The 17,484-nt window shown below is 32.3% G+C and carries 17 protein-coding genes and 1 tRNA gene; 12 read left to right on the top strand and 6 right to left on the bottom strand.

Annotated elements, in window-relative coordinates; all coding sequences use genetic code 11:
* The coding region (locus tag ABJD66_RS12230) for a catalase (RefSeq protein WP_348131993.1) at window positions 1-1,060 on the bottom strand (1,060 nt) is incomplete at its 3' end.
* Between the two features lie 228 nt (window positions 1,061-1,288).
* Between ABJD66_RS12230 and tpx the strand changes: the two genes are divergently transcribed.
* Genes tpx through ribB form a run of 6 tightly spaced genes read left to right on the top strand, consistent with a single transcriptional unit; the run spans window position 1,289 to window position 7,896 of the window.
* A complete protein-coding gene (gene tpx, locus ABJD66_RS12225; protein WP_348131990.1) occupies window positions 1,289-1,786 on the top strand; it encodes a thiol peroxidase in 498 nt (165 codons plus the stop codon).
* Window positions 1,787-1,788: 2 nt separating this feature from the next.
* Window positions 1,789-2,160 (top strand): diacylglycerol kinase family protein, encoded by a 372-nt coding sequence (locus ABJD66_RS12220; protein WP_348131987.1) that lies wholly within the window; start codon window positions 1,789-1,791, stop codon window positions 2,158-2,160.
* Between the two features lie 38 nt (window positions 2,161-2,198).
* Window positions 2,199-4,595, top strand: coding sequence for a DNA translocase FtsK (locus tag ABJD66_RS12215; protein WP_100895839.1), 2,397 nt, complete (start codon window positions 2,199-2,201; stop codon window positions 4,593-4,595).
* 20 nt (window positions 4,596-4,615) lie between these two features.
* Window positions 4,616-5,257, top strand: coding sequence for an outer membrane lipoprotein carrier protein LolA (locus tag ABJD66_RS12210; RefSeq protein WP_303541795.1), 642 nt, complete (start codon window positions 4,616-4,618; stop codon window positions 5,255-5,257).
* A gap of 25 nt (window positions 5,258-5,282) precedes the next feature.
* Window positions 5,283-6,776: an LptF/LptG family permease gene (locus ABJD66_RS12205; RefSeq protein WP_303541924.1), complete on the top strand. Its 1,494-nt coding sequence runs from the start codon at window positions 5,283-5,285 to the stop codon at window positions 6,774-6,776.
* A complete protein-coding gene (ribB, locus tag ABJD66_RS12200) occupies window positions 6,766-7,896 on the top strand; it encodes a 3,4-dihydroxy-2-butanone-4-phosphate synthase (RefSeq protein ID WP_100895837.1) in 1,131 nt (376 codons plus the stop codon). Before ABJD66_RS12205 ends, ribB begins: the two co-directional genes overlap by 11 nt.
* Window positions 7,897-7,976: 80 nt before the next feature.
* Here the strand turns inward: ribB and ABJD66_RS12195 are convergent, their stop codons facing one another.
* From ABJD66_RS12195 to ABJD66_RS12185, 3 genes are all read right to left on the bottom strand, one after another.
* Window positions 7,977-9,170 (bottom strand): DegT/DnrJ/EryC1/StrS family aminotransferase, encoded by a 1,194-nt coding sequence (locus ABJD66_RS12195; protein WP_303541793.1) that lies wholly within the window; start codon window positions 9,168-9,170, stop codon window positions 7,977-7,979.
* Window positions 9,171-9,248: 78 nt separating this feature from the next.
* Complete coding sequence (locus tag ABJD66_RS12190) at window positions 9,249-9,881, bottom strand: nitroreductase family protein (RefSeq protein ID WP_348131980.1); 633 nt, start codon at window positions 9,879-9,881, stop codon at window positions 9,249-9,251.
* Window positions 9,882-9,896: 15 nt separating this feature from the next.
* Window positions 9,897-10,649, bottom strand: coding sequence for a sulfite exporter TauE/SafE family protein (locus tag ABJD66_RS12185; RefSeq protein ID WP_348131977.1), 753 nt, complete (start codon window positions 10,647-10,649; stop codon window positions 9,897-9,899).
* A 295-nt stretch (window positions 10,650-10,944) separates the two neighbouring features.
* Here ABJD66_RS12185 and ABJD66_RS12180 point away from each other — a divergent pair, with 295 nt between their 5' ends.
* From ABJD66_RS12180 to ABJD66_RS12155, 6 genes are all read left to right on the top strand, one after another.
* The gene (locus ABJD66_RS12180; protein ID WP_348131974.1) at window positions 10,945-11,253 is read left to right on the top strand and encodes a hypothetical protein; all 309 of its coding nucleotides are present in this window, start codon (window positions 10,945-10,947) and stop codon (window positions 11,251-11,253) included.
* Window positions 11,254-11,409: 156 nt separating this feature from the next.
* Window positions 11,410-13,773, top strand: a complete 2,364-nt coding sequence (locus tag ABJD66_RS12175; RefSeq protein WP_348131971.1) for a TonB-dependent receptor — start codon at window positions 11,410-11,412, stop codon at window positions 13,771-13,773.
* 28 nt (window positions 13,774-13,801) lie between these two features.
* A complete protein-coding gene (locus ABJD66_RS12170; RefSeq protein ID WP_348131968.1) occupies window positions 13,802-14,590 on the top strand; it encodes a DUF4625 domain-containing protein in 789 nt (262 codons plus the stop codon).
* Between the two features lie 53 nt (window positions 14,591-14,643).
* A complete protein-coding gene (locus tag ABJD66_RS12165; protein ID WP_348131966.1) occupies window positions 14,644-15,123 on the top strand; it encodes a DUF4625 domain-containing protein in 480 nt (159 codons plus the stop codon).
* Between the two features lie 92 nt (window positions 15,124-15,215).
* Window positions 15,216-15,596 (top strand): transcriptional repressor, encoded by a 381-nt coding sequence (locus ABJD66_RS12160; protein WP_100895830.1) that lies wholly within the window; start codon window positions 15,216-15,218, stop codon window positions 15,594-15,596.
* Between the two features lie 119 nt (window positions 15,597-15,715).
* Complete coding sequence (locus ABJD66_RS12155; protein WP_348131963.1) at window positions 15,716-16,477, top strand: RDD family protein; 762 nt, start codon at window positions 15,716-15,718, stop codon at window positions 16,475-16,477.
* Between the two features lie 261 nt (window positions 16,478-16,738).
* Here ABJD66_RS12155 and ABJD66_RS12150 read toward each other — a convergent pair.
* Together ABJD66_RS12150 and ABJD66_RS12145 are read right to left on the bottom strand one after the other, a co-directional pair.
* Window positions 16,739-16,823 (bottom strand) — tRNA-Ser (locus tag ABJD66_RS12150).
* Window positions 16,824-16,977: 154 nt separating this feature from the next.
* Window positions 16,978-17,436, bottom strand: a complete 459-nt coding sequence (locus ABJD66_RS12145) for an RNA methyltransferase (RefSeq protein ID WP_348131961.1) — start codon at window positions 17,434-17,436, stop codon at window positions 16,978-16,980.
* Window positions 17,437-17,484: the final 48 nt, after the last annotated feature.

Genomic DNA, 17,484 nt, shown 5'->3' with positions numbered 1-17,484 from the left:
CCGGTAAAGCTTCATATTGCGTACCTAATCTATACCTATGAGCATCTGCGTAAGAAAATATACGAGCTTGTAACACTTTATCTGGAGAAAAACCTATTCCTGGTACTATGTTAGATGGTGAGTAAGCCGCATTTTCAATATACTGCCAGTAATTTTCTGGGTTTTTATTTAGCTCCAACTCTCCTACCTCAATTAACGGGTAATCTGCATGTGGCCAAACCTTAGTTAAATCAAACGGATTGTATGGTGTTTTTTCAGCATCTGCCTCTGGCATTACCTGTATTTTTAATGTCCACTTAGGAAAATCACCTTTTTCAATAGCTCCAAAAAGTTCTTCTTGGTATTTTTCTCTAGTTTCTCCTATTATTTTAGCCGACTCTTCATTGGTGTAATGTTTGTGACCTTGTTGTGTTTTAAAGTGAAATTTTACCCAAAAACGTTCTCCGTCATTATTCCAAAAACTATAGGTATGTGACCCGTAACCATTCATATGCATTGGAGTAACAGGTATACCTCTATCAGACATTAAAATAGTTACTTGGTGCAAACTCTCTGGAGACAAAGACCAATAATCCCACATTGCTTCTGGTGAGCGTAAATTTGTTTTAGGATGCCTTTTTTGTGTATGTATAAAATCTGGAAATTTATAACCATCTCTTAAAAAGAAAACTGGAGTATTGTTACCTACCATATCCCAATTACCTTCTTCTGTATAAAACTTAACAGAAAAACCACGCACATCTCTTTCTGTATCTGCAGCTCCCATTTCACCTGCTACTGTAGAAAAACGAGATAAAACAGGTGTTTTTTTACCTACAGATGAAAATATTTTTGCTCTTGTATATTTACTTATATCGTGGGTTACCGTAAAAGTACCCATTGCCCCCCAACCTTTTGCGTGTACTACACGTTCTGGTATACGCTCTCTATTTTGGTGTGCTAACTTTTCTAACAGCTTGTAATCTTGCATTAAAACAGGCCCTCTATCACCAGCCGTTTGTGAACGCTGATTGTTAGATACTGGAGCTCCTGCAGATGTGGTAAGTTTTTTATTTTCCATAACAGTCTATATTTTTATTGAGATAAAATTAGCTAAAAATCTTTTCGGATATAAGTTAAGAAATTGATAGATTTTATCAAAGAATAAGTTAACCTTATACTAAAAGTAAAATCAATAAATTTACGCTATTAAAATACACTCAATCCATGCAATATTCTTTTTTATTAAAATAGTTACATATCACTCATATATTTTTTAATTTCACACCAAAATTAAAACACGCACATTATGGCTACAGTAACGTTAAAAGGAAATAAAATAAATACATTAGGTAATTTACCAGAAGTTGGTGCTACAGCTCCAGAATTTAAATTAACTAAAAACGATTTATCTACTGCTACCTTAGAAAATTACAAGGGTAAAAAAGTAGTATTAAATATATTCCCAAGTGTAGACACTGGCACATGCGCACAGTCTGTTAGACAATTTAATAAAGAAGCATCTACATTAGAAAACACTGTTGTTTTATGTATTTCTAAAGATTTACCATTTGCACAAGCACGTTTTTGTGGTGCAGAAGGTTTAGATAATGTAGAAATGTTATCAGATTTTAAAGACGGTAACTTTGGTAAAGCTTATAATTTATCTTTTGCAGATGGGCCATTAGAAGCCTTATTGTCTAGACCTATTGTTGTTTTAAATGAAGAAGGAAACGTTGTTTACACAGAACAAGTAGCAGAAACAACTGAAGAACCAAATTATAAGTCAGCTTTAGAAGCTCTATAAGTATGCCAAAAGAAAATTTTGTATTAAACAGAATTCGTAGTGTTGGTTACGCTTTAAAGGGTGCTTTTTTACTTTTAAAGACTGAAGCTAGTATAAAGGTTCAGTTCTTTATATGTATTTTAATTACCATTTTTGGTTTTTATTATAATATATCTAATACAGAATGGATATTACAGATATTTGCCATTGGTTTAGTTATGGGCATAGAAGGTGTTAATACTGCTATAGAAAAAATAGCAGACTACATACAACCAGAGTTTGATGCAAAAATTGGCTTTATAAAAGACGTAGCTGCAGGTGCTGTTATGATAGTTTCTATAGCAGCATCTATTATAGGATGTATTATTTACATTCCAAAAATTTTTAACTTGTAACCAAATTTAAGTTACATATATTAAGGTATACATATTTAATGGCAAAAAAGACTACTAAAAAGAAAGCAGCTACTCCTAAGCAGAAACGCAGTATTGGCTTATCTAAACAAAATAAAATATTGTTAGGTAGTGTTATAATGCTTTTTGCTATTGCTTTGTTTTTCTCTTTTACATCTTTCTATTTTACGTGGCAAGACGATCAAAGTTTATTGTCTGAATTTGCTAATAGAAACGAACAAGCTAAAAACTTACTAAACAAATTTGGCGCAAGCATAGGTCATTTATTTTTATATAAAGGATTTGGAGTTGCTTCATTTATTTTCCCTGTTCTATTATTTTTATCTGGTTTAACTTTATTTTTTAGTTTACCTAAAAACGGACTTGTAAAAAAATGGATTTGGGGGTTAATATTTGTACTATGGTTATCTGTAGCACTAGGTTTCTTTGCCGCTAAATGGCCTTTACTAGGTGGTTTAGTTGGTTTTGAAATGAACGATTTTTTACAAGACTATACCGGTAAAATTGGTGTTTTACTACTTCTAATTTTTGGTTTGATATTTATTTTAGTCCGACTATTTAAGTTTACACCAGAAAGTGCTTTACAGTATTTTAAACAGAAAAAAACTGCTTTAACTGATGAGTTAAACAATGTTGATGATGAGTCTTCTACTTCAACAAAAAAAGAAAAGCAAACTGAAGAGGTTATTGTAGAGGAAACTCCTGTAGTTGTAGATACTTATACTCACAAAGAAAAAATTCCTCCTATAGAAAAGGAAAAACCTGTAGAGGATAATAGTTTTGAGGTTACTGTAGCCGAAGATGAAGAAAATGTAGAGGAAAGCTTAAATATAGAGGTAGAAAAAATTACTGAAGAAAAAGAAGAGATTGACAACCTAGCAGACAAACTAGTTGATGATTTTGGTGAATTTGATCCTACTTTAGAACTTGCGAACTACAAGTTTCCACACATAGAGCTATTAGACCAACACGGTGCAGGTGGCGGAATAACAATTAACCAAGAAGAGCTAGAAGAAAATAAAAACAAAATTGTAGAAACTTTAAAAAACTACAAAATAGGAATTGCACAAATTAAAGCCACTATTGGACCTACAGTTACATTGTATGAAATTGTACCAGATGCTGGTGTGCGTATTTCAAAAATTAAAAATTTAGAAGATGATATTGCACTTTCTTTAGCTGCACTTGGCATACGTATTATAGCTCCAATACCTGGTAAAGGAACTATTGGTATAGAGGTTCCTAACAAAAACCCTTCTATAGTATCTATGCGTTCTGTAATAGCAAGTACTAAATTTCAAAAGGCAGAAATGGAGCTACCAATTGCTTTTGGTAAAACAATTAGTAATGAAACACTTGTAGTAGATTTAGCTAAAATGCCACACCTACTTATGGCCGGTGCTACTGGGCAAGGTAAGTCTGTTGGTTTAAATGCTGTATTAACATCACTCCTATACAAAAAACACCCAGCAGAGGTAAAATTTGTATTGGTAGATCCTAAAAAAGTAGAATTAACGCTATTTAATAAAATAGAACGTCACTTTTTAGCCAAACTGCCAGATTCTGAAGATGCCATTATTACAGATAATGCAAAAGTTATAAACACTTTAAATTCTCTTTGTATAGAAATGGATAACAGGTACGAGTTGCTAAAGGCTGCAATGGTACGTAACCTAAAAGAATACAATGTTAAATTTAAAGCTCGTAAACTAAACCCAAATGACGGTCATATGTTTTTACCATACATTGTATTGGTAATAGATGAATTTGCAGATTTAATTATGACAGCTGGTAAAGAAGTAGAAACTCCTATTGCTCGTTTAGCGCAATTGGCCAGAGCCATTGGTATTCACTTAATTATAGCAACACAAAGACCGTCTGTAAATGTAATTACAGGTATTATAAAAGCAAATTTCCCAGCACGTATAGCATTTAGAGTAACTTCTAAAATAGATTCTAGAACTATACTAGATGCACAAGGAGCTGACCAATTAATTGGTCGTGGAGATATGCTTTATACACAGGGTAACGATGTAATTCGTGTACAATGTGCCTTTGTAGATACGCCAGAAGTAGAAAAAATTACAGGTTACATAGGCTCACAAAGAGCGTACGCAGAAGCTCTTTTACTGCCAGAATATGTTGGTCCAGATGAGTCTGGCACAAGTATTGCTAATGATATAGCAGATCGCGATAAATTATTTAGAGAAGCTGCAGAAGTTATAGTAATTGCACAGCAAGGATCTGCTTCTTTAATACAACGAAAATTAAAATTAGGGTACAACAGAGCAGGTAGAATTATAGATCAGTTAGAGGCTGCAGGCATTGTTGGTCAATTTGAAGGTAGTAAAGCAAGACAGGTTTTGGTACCAGATATGATGGCTCTAGATCAATTATTAGAAAACGAAAAAAAATAACAATTAATAAATCATATAAAATGAGAAAATTAGGAGTTTTAGTATTCATATTAATAGCAAATGTATCTTTTGCGCAAAATTCCGAGAAAGCAAAAGCTTTATTAGATAAAGTTTATAATAAAGTAACTAGCTATGATAATATTTTTGTGGACTTTAAACACTCACTTAACAATAGTGAAGCCAATATAAACAGAGAAACAAGAGGAGACGTTACTTTACAAGGTGAAAAATACTTGTTTAACTACCTTGGTTCTATGCAATTGTTTGATGGTAAAAAAGTCTATACTGTTGTACCAGATAACGAAGAAGTGACTATTGAAGATAAGTCTAATGATGACAATGCAATGACACCTTCTAAAATGCTTACATTTTACAAATCTGGACATAATTATGCTTGGGATAAATTACAAACTGTAAACGGAAGAAAAATACAATACATTAAATTAATTCCGATAGACTCTAATTCTGAGATAAAATCTAGGCTTTTGGGTATAGATGTAGAAACAAAACACATCTACAACCTTATAGAAACTGGTGATAATGGTACAAAAACCACAATTACTGTTAATTCTTTTAAAACAAATCAAACTTTATCAAAAAGCTTATTTACTTTTGACCTTAAAAAGTACGAGGATGACGGGTACTATATCATAAGAAATTAAGCCATTGAAATTATTAGATCGTTACATTCTAACAAAGTTTCTTTTCAACTTTTTCAGTTCGTTTGCAATATTGATGTTAATCTTCATATTCCAAACGATCTGGTTGTATATAGGAGACTTAGCTGGTAAAGGATTAGACTTACTTATTATTGGTAAGTTTATTTTTTACTTTATGCCAAGTTTAGTAGATAAAGTATTGCCTTTAACGGTGGTGCTTTCTTCTATTTTAACCTTTGGTACTTTAGCAGAGAATTATGAGTTTGCCGCAATGAAAGCCTCGGGTATTTCTTTGCAGCGTGCAATGCGTACCATTGTGGTATTTGTTTTGCTTTTAGGTACTGTTGCTTTTTTCTTTGCAAACAACGTTGCCCCTGCTGCTGCTCATAAAATTTATAACCTAAAACGAAACATTGGTAACGTAAAACCTGCCGCCATTATTGCTGAAGGTATTTTTAGTGATTTTGAAGGGATGAACATCAAGGTTGATAAAAAGTCTGGAGAAAACGATCGTTTTTTAGATAATATTATCATTCACAAAAAAACTAGAAACAATATTAGCAATGTAGTTATAAAAGCTAAAAAAGGTGAATTAGTTAGTAGTGAAGATTCTGATATTGTAAAACTTATACTAAAAGACGGTAACTATTATGAAGATGTGCAGTCTAAAAATAGTAAAACCAAGCAAAAAGTTCCGTTTGCTAAAGCTAAGTTTAACGAGTACATTATAAATATTGTACTTTCTATGGATAATCAGGATTTAGAAGAGGATCGTAATGTAGATACCGAAAAAATGAAAAAGGTATCTAGACTTATTGTAGATATAGATTCTATTAGAGAAGATAACATAAAAACTATAAAAGCTTTTTCTAAAAATATAATTAGTAGATCTGGTGCTTTTAAAGCAGATTTTGGATTTAAAAAGCCAAAACCTATGCTAGACGAGGCTTCTAAAGAAGAAGTTGCCGCTGTAGTAAAAGACAAAAAAGCCGAAAAGACTAATAAAGATACCATTGTTTATACTGGAGATATTGCAGCGTTGTATGAAGAGCCTATGCAAATGCAATTATATAACTCAGCACACAGTTCTACAACCAATGTATTAAGCTCTGTTACTGCCAGAAAAAAAGAATTAGTTATAAAATACCAACGTTACAACATACATATATTAGCCCTACATAGTAAATATGCATTGGCTTTTTCTTGTATCATTTTATTTTTTGTTGGTGCACCGTTAGGCGCTATTATTAGAAAAGGTGGTATGGGATTACCTATGGTAATTGCTATTGTACTTTTCTTGGCATACTACTTTTTAGGAGTATTTGTTGGTAACTCAGCTAAAGTTGGTAAAATACCACCAGCACTAGCTGCTTGGATCCCTACTTTAGTAATGCTACCTCTAGGTGTATTTTTAACTATAAGAGCAACAAATGATAAGGGCCTAATTTCTTTTGGCGATATTATTTACTTGATAAAAAAACAGTTTATTAAAAATTCCAAGACTAAAACTAATGGAAAATAAAATACAGTTAAATACAATTGAAGAAGCAATAGAAGACATCCGTAAAGGAAAAGTTATTATTGTTGTTGATGATGAAGATAGAGAAAATGAAGGTGATTTTGTAGCTGCTGCAGAAGCTGTTACTCCAGAGATGATAAACTTTATGGCTACTCACGGTCGTGGTTTAATTTGTGCTCCTTTAACAGAAGGTCGTTGTAAAGAATTAGGTTTACACGTAATGGTAACCAATAATACAGACCCTATGGAAACTGCTTTTACAGTATCTGTAGATTTAAAAGGTAGAGGCGTTACTACAGGAATTTCTGCAGGAGACAGAGCTGCAACTGTAAAAGCATTTACAGAGAACGATATAAAACCTCAAGATTTAGCAAGACCTGGACATATTTTTCCTTTAATTGCTAAAGAAGGTGGTGTTTTACGTAGAACAGGACATACCGAGGCTGCAATAGATTTTGCTCGTTTAGCAGGATTTAAGCCAGCTGGTGTTATTGTTGAAATAATGAACGAAGATGGCTCTATGGCTCGTTTGCCACAATTAATAGATGTTGCCAAAAAGTTTGACTTAAAAGTTGTTTCTATTGAAGCTCTTATCGCCTATAGAATGGAGCACGATAGTCTTATTGAAAAGAAAGAACAATTTACAATTGAAACTCGTTTTGGTGAATTTAGACTACACGCCTACCAACAAACAACTAATGACCAAATACATATTGCTCTTACAAAAGGTAGCTGGAATAAGGATGAACAAATACTTACGCGTATAAACTCTACCTTAGTAAATAATGATATTTTAGGTACGCTTACCAATAATCCTGATCAGAAATTAGAGGATATGTTTGCTGCTATTAATAAAGAAGGCAAAGGAGCTATGGTTTTTATTAACCAAGAATCTCAATCTCTTAATTTATTAAATAGATTATCTCAACTTAAAAAACTACAAGGTAACGGTTTAGTTAAAGCACCTAAAGTAGATATGGATAGTAGAGATTTTGGTGTTGGCGCACAAATATTACACGATTTAAATATTAGTAAAGTAAAACTACTAACAAATACTACGCAATCTAGGCGTGTGGGTATTGTTGGTTATGGTTTAGAAATTATAGATTACGTTAAGTACTAATTAACTTAACTACAACAAATAAAAACTCCCTTAAAACTTAGTTTTAAGGGAGTTTTCTATTTTTAATAATCTATATTAAATTATAATACAGATTTTATTGCTTTAACCATATTAGCAGCTCTCTGCTCTACTTCCTCATCAGTCCATCCTAATTTAACTAGACAAGAAATTGTTCTACTAATCCATTGGTCAGATTTAGAAAAGTCTGACTTGCTATAATCTGGCAGTTGCTCTTTAACCTCATTAGGTAGCTTACCTAAAGATGTTAAATTAGTTAAGTGAGCCCATTTTTTATAGTAATGCCAATTATTTGCATACCAGTAAAAACAAGCATCAACACTATTTTCACCTAAAGCTTTATGAGCTTTTTTAGTTAATTCTTCTGTTGGTAAAAATATAGATAAGAAAGAGTAATTTTCTTCTCCTCCTTCAGGTACAGCTCTAAAAGTTACCTCTGGTATTGTAGACAATGCATTACGTAAAATAGTATACGTTTTTTTCTGTATTGCTATAAATTCATCTAATCTTTGTACCTGAGCTACACCTACTGCTGCGTGTAATTCTGAAATTCTGTAGTTGTATCCTAAAAATGGGTGATCTTCTGCTCCCCTATCTTTACCTATGTGATCATGACCATGATCTGAATAATGGTCTGCATTTTTATAATACTGCTCATTGTTAGTAATTACAGCACCACCTTCACCACAAGTTATTGTTTTTACATAATCAAAAGAAAAACATCCCAAATCTCCGTAACTACCTAAAGGTTTGCCTTCATAAGTACCACCAATTGCTTGGCAAGCATCTTCTAATAACAATAAATTATGCTTGTCACAAATAGCTTTTAAAGCACTTAAATTAGCCATAGAACCACACATATGCACAGGCATAACTACCTTTGTCTTTGGTGTAATTGCTTTTTCTACCGCTTCTGGATCTAAGGTTAACGTATTATCTACATCAACTAAAATAGGAACAGCTCCTAATGCTAAAATAGACTCAAAACTAGCAACAAAAGTAAATGTTGGCATAATTACTTCGTCTCCTGCACCAATACCTGCACTAGCCAATGCAACTGTTAAAGCTGCAGTACCACTACTTACCAATTGTGCATAACCTACTTCCATTCTTTTAGTTAAGGCTTCCTCTAGCTCTAATGCCTTCCATTGGTCGCCACGCATACCGTCAAAACCATAACGCATTAAAACACCTGAGTCTAGTACCTTTTGTACTTCTGCTCTTTCCTTATCTCCAAAAAATTCAAATCCTGGCATATTGTATATTTTTCTTATTTTTTAATCTTAACAACGCTATTATAAAATAGCTTCAATAGAACTGTAAAGTTAGTAATTTTAGGCTATTTCTATAACACTTTCTACGGTCTCTTTACGTACTTTTTTAAAAGTAGAAAACACATCGTCATCTGCTCTTACACCTATTGGCATAACTAAAACAGAAGCTAACTTTAATTTGTCTAAGCCTAAGAGCGTATCATATTCTGCCGGCACAAAACCTTCCATTGGACAAGCATCTACTTCTACAGCGGCACAAACGGTTAATAAATTCCCTAATACAAGATACGCCTGATTAATTGCCCACTGAGCAACTTCTTGTTCGTTTTTTTTACCAAAACTAGCTGTTAGTTGTTCTTTAAAAGGGTCTAAAATTTCTGAACTTGTACCTCTTACTTGTTGTACTCGCTTAAAATAATTAGCTATATAAGCAGAGCTTATTTCAGTTTCTCTACATAAAACCAATACGTGGGACGCCTGCGATACTTGCTGTTGCTTGTATGAACTTGCTGCCAACTGCTGCTGTAACGCTTTGTTTTTAACAACAACCATTTTTATAGGTTGTAAACCATATGATGTAGCTGTTAAGTTAAAAGCTTCTTTTATTGCTTCTATTTTTGCATCTGATAGTACAATATCTTCATTAAACTTTTTAACAGCGTAACGCCATTCTAACTTTTTAATAATCTCCATTTTTCATCAATTGTATTAAAAAAACCAAAGTTTAACAGCCATAACAACAATCATTAGCATTAAAAACTTTTTTATAAATCCGTCTCCCCTAGCTACAGAAACTCTACTTGCTACCCAAGCACCAGAACCATTACCTATTGCCAAAACAAGACCTATTTCCCAAATTATTTTATCATAATATATAAAAACCGCAAGCGCCGCTAAAGTATAGATTAAAACTACCGCTACTTTTGTTGCGTTTGCACGTACTAATGTCATATGGCTGGCATAATGTAAAAACAGAATAACTATAAAACCTAAACCTGCATTAATAAAGCCGCCATAAATACCAAAAAAGAAAAAGGCTATTACTCCAATCCACAAGTATTTACCTGTAATACGCTCGTGTATATCTTCAGTTTTTAATTTTGGTTTAAAAATAATGATGAGTAATACAACCATCATTACTACAGCTAAAATTCTATTAAAAGTTTCACCGCTTACCTCTACAGCTATATTTGCGCCAACTATAGAACCCAACATTGCAGATATACCTAAGTAAATATTAAACGGAAAAGTACTTACACCTTTACTTTTAAAACCTGCAACACCTAAGACAGACTGTATAGCTACTGCAACCCTATTGGTACCATTTGCTATACTAGGTGGCACACCAAAAAATATTAATACTGCCAATGAAATTAAGGATCCTCCACCTGCAACTGTATTAATAAATCCTACTGCAAAACCAACTACAATTAATAGTAGGTAATGATACCATTCTTCCATAGCGTGCAAAAATACGGTTTTATAGTGTTTTTATATAACTTTTGGTTTATTAGTGATTTTTAACCGTAAAACTGATCAAAAAACACATTATTACACTCAATAATACTTTTATATCTATTCTTCAAAAAGTACTATAAACACTTAATATATTAGAAATATGCTAATTAGTTTTTCCTCTATATTTTTTTAAATTTTTTATTATTGCGCTTTAGTTGCATTAAAATAAAATAATAATATATTTGCACTCAGTTAACGCAACATAATTGTAATATAAAAGTATTGTTTGTAGTAATTTATGAAATTACATCAGTTTAAAAATAGCATTACATATTTGTTACTTGCCCTTTTCTTTACAATGAAAATAGCAGGACTACACTCTATAACTCACTTAGAAAATCATGATGAGCATACAGACTGTGCTATTTGCGACTTTATAACTGTACAAAACAATACTCCCATACTTTCTGTAAACTTTACTTTTATAGAAGTTTGTAAGCTAAAACCTATTTTAGCACAAAAAATTACTAAAGGTTACAATGTTTACTTTTCTAACCCAGATAGTAGTGCTCAGTTATTTTGTAGACCTCCTCCGCCTTACTGCTAATTGTCTTTTATAGTTGTGTGATTATTTTGTAATTGAGCTAGTTTGCTTTGTTACAACGCTAACCTTATGAATGCTAAACTACACATTAAGCTATAGACATATTTATTAGTTAAATACCATTATAACAATACATAACAGCTAATTATGCTTTATAAAATGCTGAGTATATGCTTATTTATTAGTATATGCTCTACTGCAACAGCGCAAAATTCTTTTAAAATAAAAGGATCTGTGCTAGATGCCAATACTTTAAAACCTATAGAGGGTGCTAATATTACGGGTAATAATTTGTTCGCCGTTTCTTCTTCTACAGGAGAGTTTATTATCAATAACAACAAAAAACAAACTAGTTCTATTACTATATCTCACGTAGGTTATGCTTCAGAAACTGTTTCTATTAATTTAAAAAATAATGCTAACAAACACATTAAAGTACTTTTAAAAGAGTCTTCTACCGTTTTAAATGAAGTAGCAGTTACAGGAAAAACTAAACGTAGAAAAGCAAAAGAATCTCCAATAGTTACACATACAGTTAGCAAAGAATTTCTAGATAAAAACAGAGAAAACAGTCTTATGCAGACTTTAAGCAAAATACCCGGTGTTAGTACTATAAATATTGGGTCTGGACAAAGTAAACCTGTTATAAGAGGGCTTGGTTTTAATAGAGTTGCTGTGGTGCAAAACGGTATTAAACACGAGGCGCAACAATGGGGTAACGATCACGGACTTGAAATAGACCAACAAGGAATTGAAAACATACAAATTATAAAAGGTCCGGCTTCATTACTTTTTGGGTCAGATGCTATTGCAGGCGTTGTTAATATTCAACCAAATAAAATACCATTACAAAACTCTTTTAATGGCGAGCTAAATATTCTTGGAGAAAGTAATAACGACTTACTTGGTGTATCTGTAGGCTTAACATCTAGAAAAGAAAAATGGTTTTATCGTACAAGATTAACATATAGAGATTATGGTGACTATAAAGTACCTACATCTAAAATTAATTATGAAAATTACATTTTTGAGCTTCATAATAGTAATTTAAGAAACACTGCTGGTAGAGAAGCTAACGCAAGCGTTAGTATTGGTTACGTTGCAGATAATATAAAAACAGAAACACTATTTAGCAATGTAAATGCTAAAAACGGATTTTTTGCAAATGCACATGGTTTAGAGGTTAGAACATCTAAAATAGATTATGATACCTCTAACAGAGATATAGATTTACCCTACCACAAAGTAAATCATTTTAGGGTTAGCAATAACACTACTGTAAACACAGGTGAACATATTTTACATTTTGATTTAGGTTTTCAGAACAACAAAAGAGAAGAACACTCAGAACCTATTCCGCATGGGTATATGCCTAAACCACCAAATACTAAAGAACGTGTTTTTACTAAAAATACCTACACTTTAAATGCCAGAGATGCATTTAACATTCATAACAAACACCATATGGTAATGGGTGTAAATATGGAACTGCAAAACAACACTATTGATGGTTGGGGATTTTTAATTCCTGAATATAATCGTTTTACTGTTGGTGCTTTTGGTTATGATCAGTTTAAAATTAACTCTAATTTACACCTACTAGCTGGTGCACGTTATGACTATGGTATTATAGACACTAAAGCGTATTATGATTGGTTTCCTTCTACTGTAAAAAACAATGATGGCTCTACCTCCCAAGAATATTTACAACGCTCTAAAAACAAAAGTTTAAACTTTAATAACTTAAGTGCTTCTGTTGGTCTTAGCTACATTAACAACAATACAACTTACAAAATAAATCTTGGTAAAAGCTTTAGGATGCCACTAGCTAACGAGTTGGCATCAGACGGTGTTAATTATCATATGTATAGGTTTGAGAAAGGAAATTTAGATTTAAAACCAGAGGTAGCTTATCAACTAGACTTAGATATAAATCACACTAAAAAACAATTTAGTTTAGGCATTAGCCCTTTTATTAATTTATTTGATAACTACATATACTTAAATCCAACCTCAAATTATTTTGAAACATTACAAATTTACGAATACACACAAAGCAAAGTTTTTAGGTTTGGCGGAGAATTTAATGCAAGTACAACAGTTATAAAAAATGTAACACTAAGCGCATCTGCAGAATATGTGTACTCTAGGCAAACTAGTGGGTTAAAAAAAGATTTTACACTCCCTTTTTCACCTCCATTATCTGGTCTATTTTCTGCCTCTTATCAATTTAAAGATTTTTCATTTTTTAAAAGACCTCTAATCTCTGCAGATTATATAATTACTGCAGCACAAGAAGAAATTGTACCTCCAGAGCAGACTACAGACGGTTACAATGTGCTGCATATGTCGTTTACATCAAAAATGAACATTTTTAAAAACAGTGCTCCAGTAGATTTAAGATTAAAATTAAATAACGTATTCAATACCAAATATTACAATCACACTAGTTTTTATAGGCTGATAGATGTTCCTGAAGCTGGTAGAAATATTTCGGTGTCATTAACAATTCCATTTAAATAAATACAAACAACAATTAAAATTAAAAAAAATGAAAACAAACATTAAAAAGGCAAATTTTAAATTTTTAGCAATCGTTGCTTTTCTAGGACTCTTTTTACAATCATGTAGTAGTGATGATGATTCTAATGCTTTAAATGCTCCTTTAATTACAGATTTTGAGTATGGCGAAGGTGGTGACCATTCTACAGAACAGTACGTTTATAGAGGTTCTGACATTCATTTAGAAGCAAAAATTAATGCAGAAGCTACTGTAAAAAGCATTGCTATTAGCATTCATGCGCACGACTTAGAAGTTGGTGAAGGTGAAGAAGAATGGGATTTTGAAAAAGTATATACTGGTGCAAACTACCAAGTAATTAATCCTACATTTCATGAGCACATAGATGTACCATCTAATGTACCTGCTGGTGAGTACCACATAGAATTGGTTGTTACAGATGAAGAAGGTAATAGTACTGAAGTAGAAGGTCACATAGATATTAAAGATCCTATTGCTTTAAGTGATATATCTTTAGATGCAAGCGTTGCTAGAGGAAAGGATTTTCATGCAGAATTTATGATTAATGCTGTAAACGGCATACATAATATTACTGTAGATATACACGCTCACGGTCTTACTCTTAAAGACGGTGAAGAAGAATGGGATTTTGAAAAAGAATACTTAGAAAAATACCATGAAAAAACTGAAGCTGAATTTCATGAGCATATAGACGTGCCTGCTACTGCACCTGCTGGCGAGTATCATATGGTTTTTACTGTTGAAGATGAAGACGGTAACACCAAAAAGTACGATACACATATTGATGTAACTGAATAATAAAAAATACCGCATAGAGGGTTTTTCTCTATGCGGTTTTAAAAATTCTGAAAATGAAAATTAAATTAAAATATTTCTTCTTTTTACCATTATTAGCTATTATTTCTTCTTGTTCTAGTGATGATAGTAGTGATAAAGATGAAGAAAAACCAACAATTAGTATTAATTACACTCAAGGTTTTCCGCAACCGTGTGTGCAATTAGTAAAAGGAGAAACCTATAGTTTTAGAGCTCAGGTTACAGACAACAAAGCTTTGGCTTCTTATAGTTTAGATATTCATAATAATTTTGATCATCATACCCATGATGACCAAGAGGGAGAATGTAATTTAGAACCTATTAAAGATCCCATAAACCCTTTTATTTATATGGAAAACTTTACGGTTCCTGAAGCTTCTACCAGTTATGAAATAAACGTAAGCTTAACAATTCCGGACGATATTGATACAGGTGATTACCACTGTGCTTATTCTGTAACAGACCAAACAGGTTGGCAATCTAGAACCTCTATAGATATAAAAATAGTAGATTAATTTTACCGCTAAGTAGTACTATGCTAGGTATTAATTAAGTTAAAACTAAGTAGATTCTTTTTTTTGCATTCCAGTTGCATTATTTTTGTACTATGGGTATTGTAAGAAAAACAAAGTCGGTTAAAATATTACACGATGAATTTGATAAAAGTTCAGCTGCAATTTCTGTAACTACTTTAATTGAGCGTTTTAGTGCTCAAATGAATAAAACTACTATTTATCGTGTTTTAGATAAGTTTGAAGATGATGGTTATTTACATTCGTTTTTAGGCAAAAACGGTCACAAATGGTACGCAAAATGTAATGGATGTTCATCTAGCAATCATTCAGATGCCCACCCACATTTTCAATGTTCTAATTGTGGTAAGGTAGACTGCCTGCCTGCAGATGTTGTAATACCCAAAATACCTAACAGGGTTGTAGATGTTTCACAAGTACTTTTACAAGGTAAGTGCGAGCAGTGCCATACATAAACACAAAACATAACTTATAATTCTAAAAAAAAGAGGTAATTGTCATTATCTCTTTTTTTAGTTTTAAATAGTTTATACATTTACTAGCATACCCAATCATAAATAATAACCACCAACCGATGAATCAAAATTTAGAAAACACGTATAATTTATCTAGCAGAAAAAGAAGAATAGTTGCATTTGCTATTGATCACTGTTTATTCACATTTTTAATTGTAAGTATTGTTTTTTTATCACTTGGGTCGGATTTTATAAACGAAACCAATTTTAGCAACATTTTGTTTAAGATGTTACCATCTATGGTTATTGGCTTATTAATTTACTTTTCAAAAGATACTATAAAAGGCATTAGTCCTGGTAAATGGATCATGGGAATTATGGTTCGTGATGAAAATAACCCCTCTGAGGTTCCTTCTTTTGGAAGGTTATTAACTAGAAACTTATTTTTAGTTATTTGGCCAGTAGAATTTATAGTTCTTGCTACCAATCAAAATAAAAAAAGATTAGGAGATAAAACAGCAAAAGCAATTGTAGTTAAAAACCCTAACAAACCATCAAAACTACCAAGAATAATAGCATTAGTAGCAACAGGATTTACCTTTTTTATATTTATATTTTTCTTTGTTAGCTCTGTAATGAAAAACTCTGACGCTTATAAGGTTGCTATTATTGAAATTGAAAAAAATGAAGAAATTCAATCTGAAACTGGAGGCATAAAAGACTATGGTATGATGCCAACAGGGAGCATTAATATGACTAACGGCTATGGTGAGGCTCTACTAGGAATAAAAGTAATTGGCAATGATAAAGATGTTAATGTAGATGTTTACCTAACTAAAAAGAGCAATGGCGAATGGGAACTAATAGAGCTTAGTAAATAATATACAAAATACTCTATACCTCTTACTGCATTTTTCAAATGCCTAAATCTTAAAATCTTAATTAATTAGGATTCACTGTGTGCATCCCAGATTAGTATCCTTAGCAAGCATTAAACCCTAACAAACTACACTAAAACACAAGCAAAAGGGATTACTACGTTATCCCTCTTACGGCATTTTGCAAATGCCTAAATCTTAAAATCAAAAAAACCGCTAGAGTAAACTCTGCGGTTTTTTGTTTTCAAGCTTTGCGCTTGTTTGCGGAGAAAGAGGGATTCGAACCCCCGGAGGTGTGACCCTCAATAGTTTTCAAGACTACCGCATTCGACCACTCTGCCATTTCTCCAAGTGTCTCATAAGGTTATTCCCTTAATGCGGGTGCAAATATAAGAACCTTTTTTTATTCTATAAAACTATTTTGTGCTTTTTTCTGTAATTTTCATTAGCATATTAGATAACTCTTTGTTTCTTAAAAATTTAGACCTCAAAAAAAATAAAAATTAACTTCTTGGTTTATCAAGTTGTCTGTCATAAAGTACAATACTGCCCGCAACTGCTACATTTAAACTTAAGGTAGACTTAAATTTTACTAAAAAGTGCGACTCCTCTATGGCTTCTTTGCTTAAACCGTGATCTTCTGCTCCTAGTAAATACACACAGCGTCTAGGATGCTCAAAGGTTTCTAAATCTACCGCAGTATCATCTAGCTCCACTCCTACTATTCTGGTGCCTACAGGAATATTATTTTTAAAATCCTTAAACGTATTGTAATGGTAATACGGTATAGATTTTACCGCATTGTGTGTGTCACAAGCTTGTTTTGCATATCTGTTGCCTATGGTAAAAATAAAACTAGCGCCTAAGTTTTGTGCTGTACGCCATAAAACACCTAAATTCTCTGGCGTTTTACCGTTTTGTATGCCTATACCAAAGTATTCTTTCACAAAATTATTATTCATACCGCAAAAATATTAAACTTTTGCTGTTTTAAATGGTTGTTTTATTAA

Source organism: Cellulophaga sp. (assembly GCF_039943695.1).
In the GTDB taxonomy this organism is placed as follows: domain Bacteria; phylum Bacteroidota; class Bacteroidia; order Flavobacteriales; family Flavobacteriaceae; genus Cellulophaga.
Note: the sequence above shows the minus strand (reverse complement) of the source record. Positions and strands in the feature narration are given on the sequence as shown.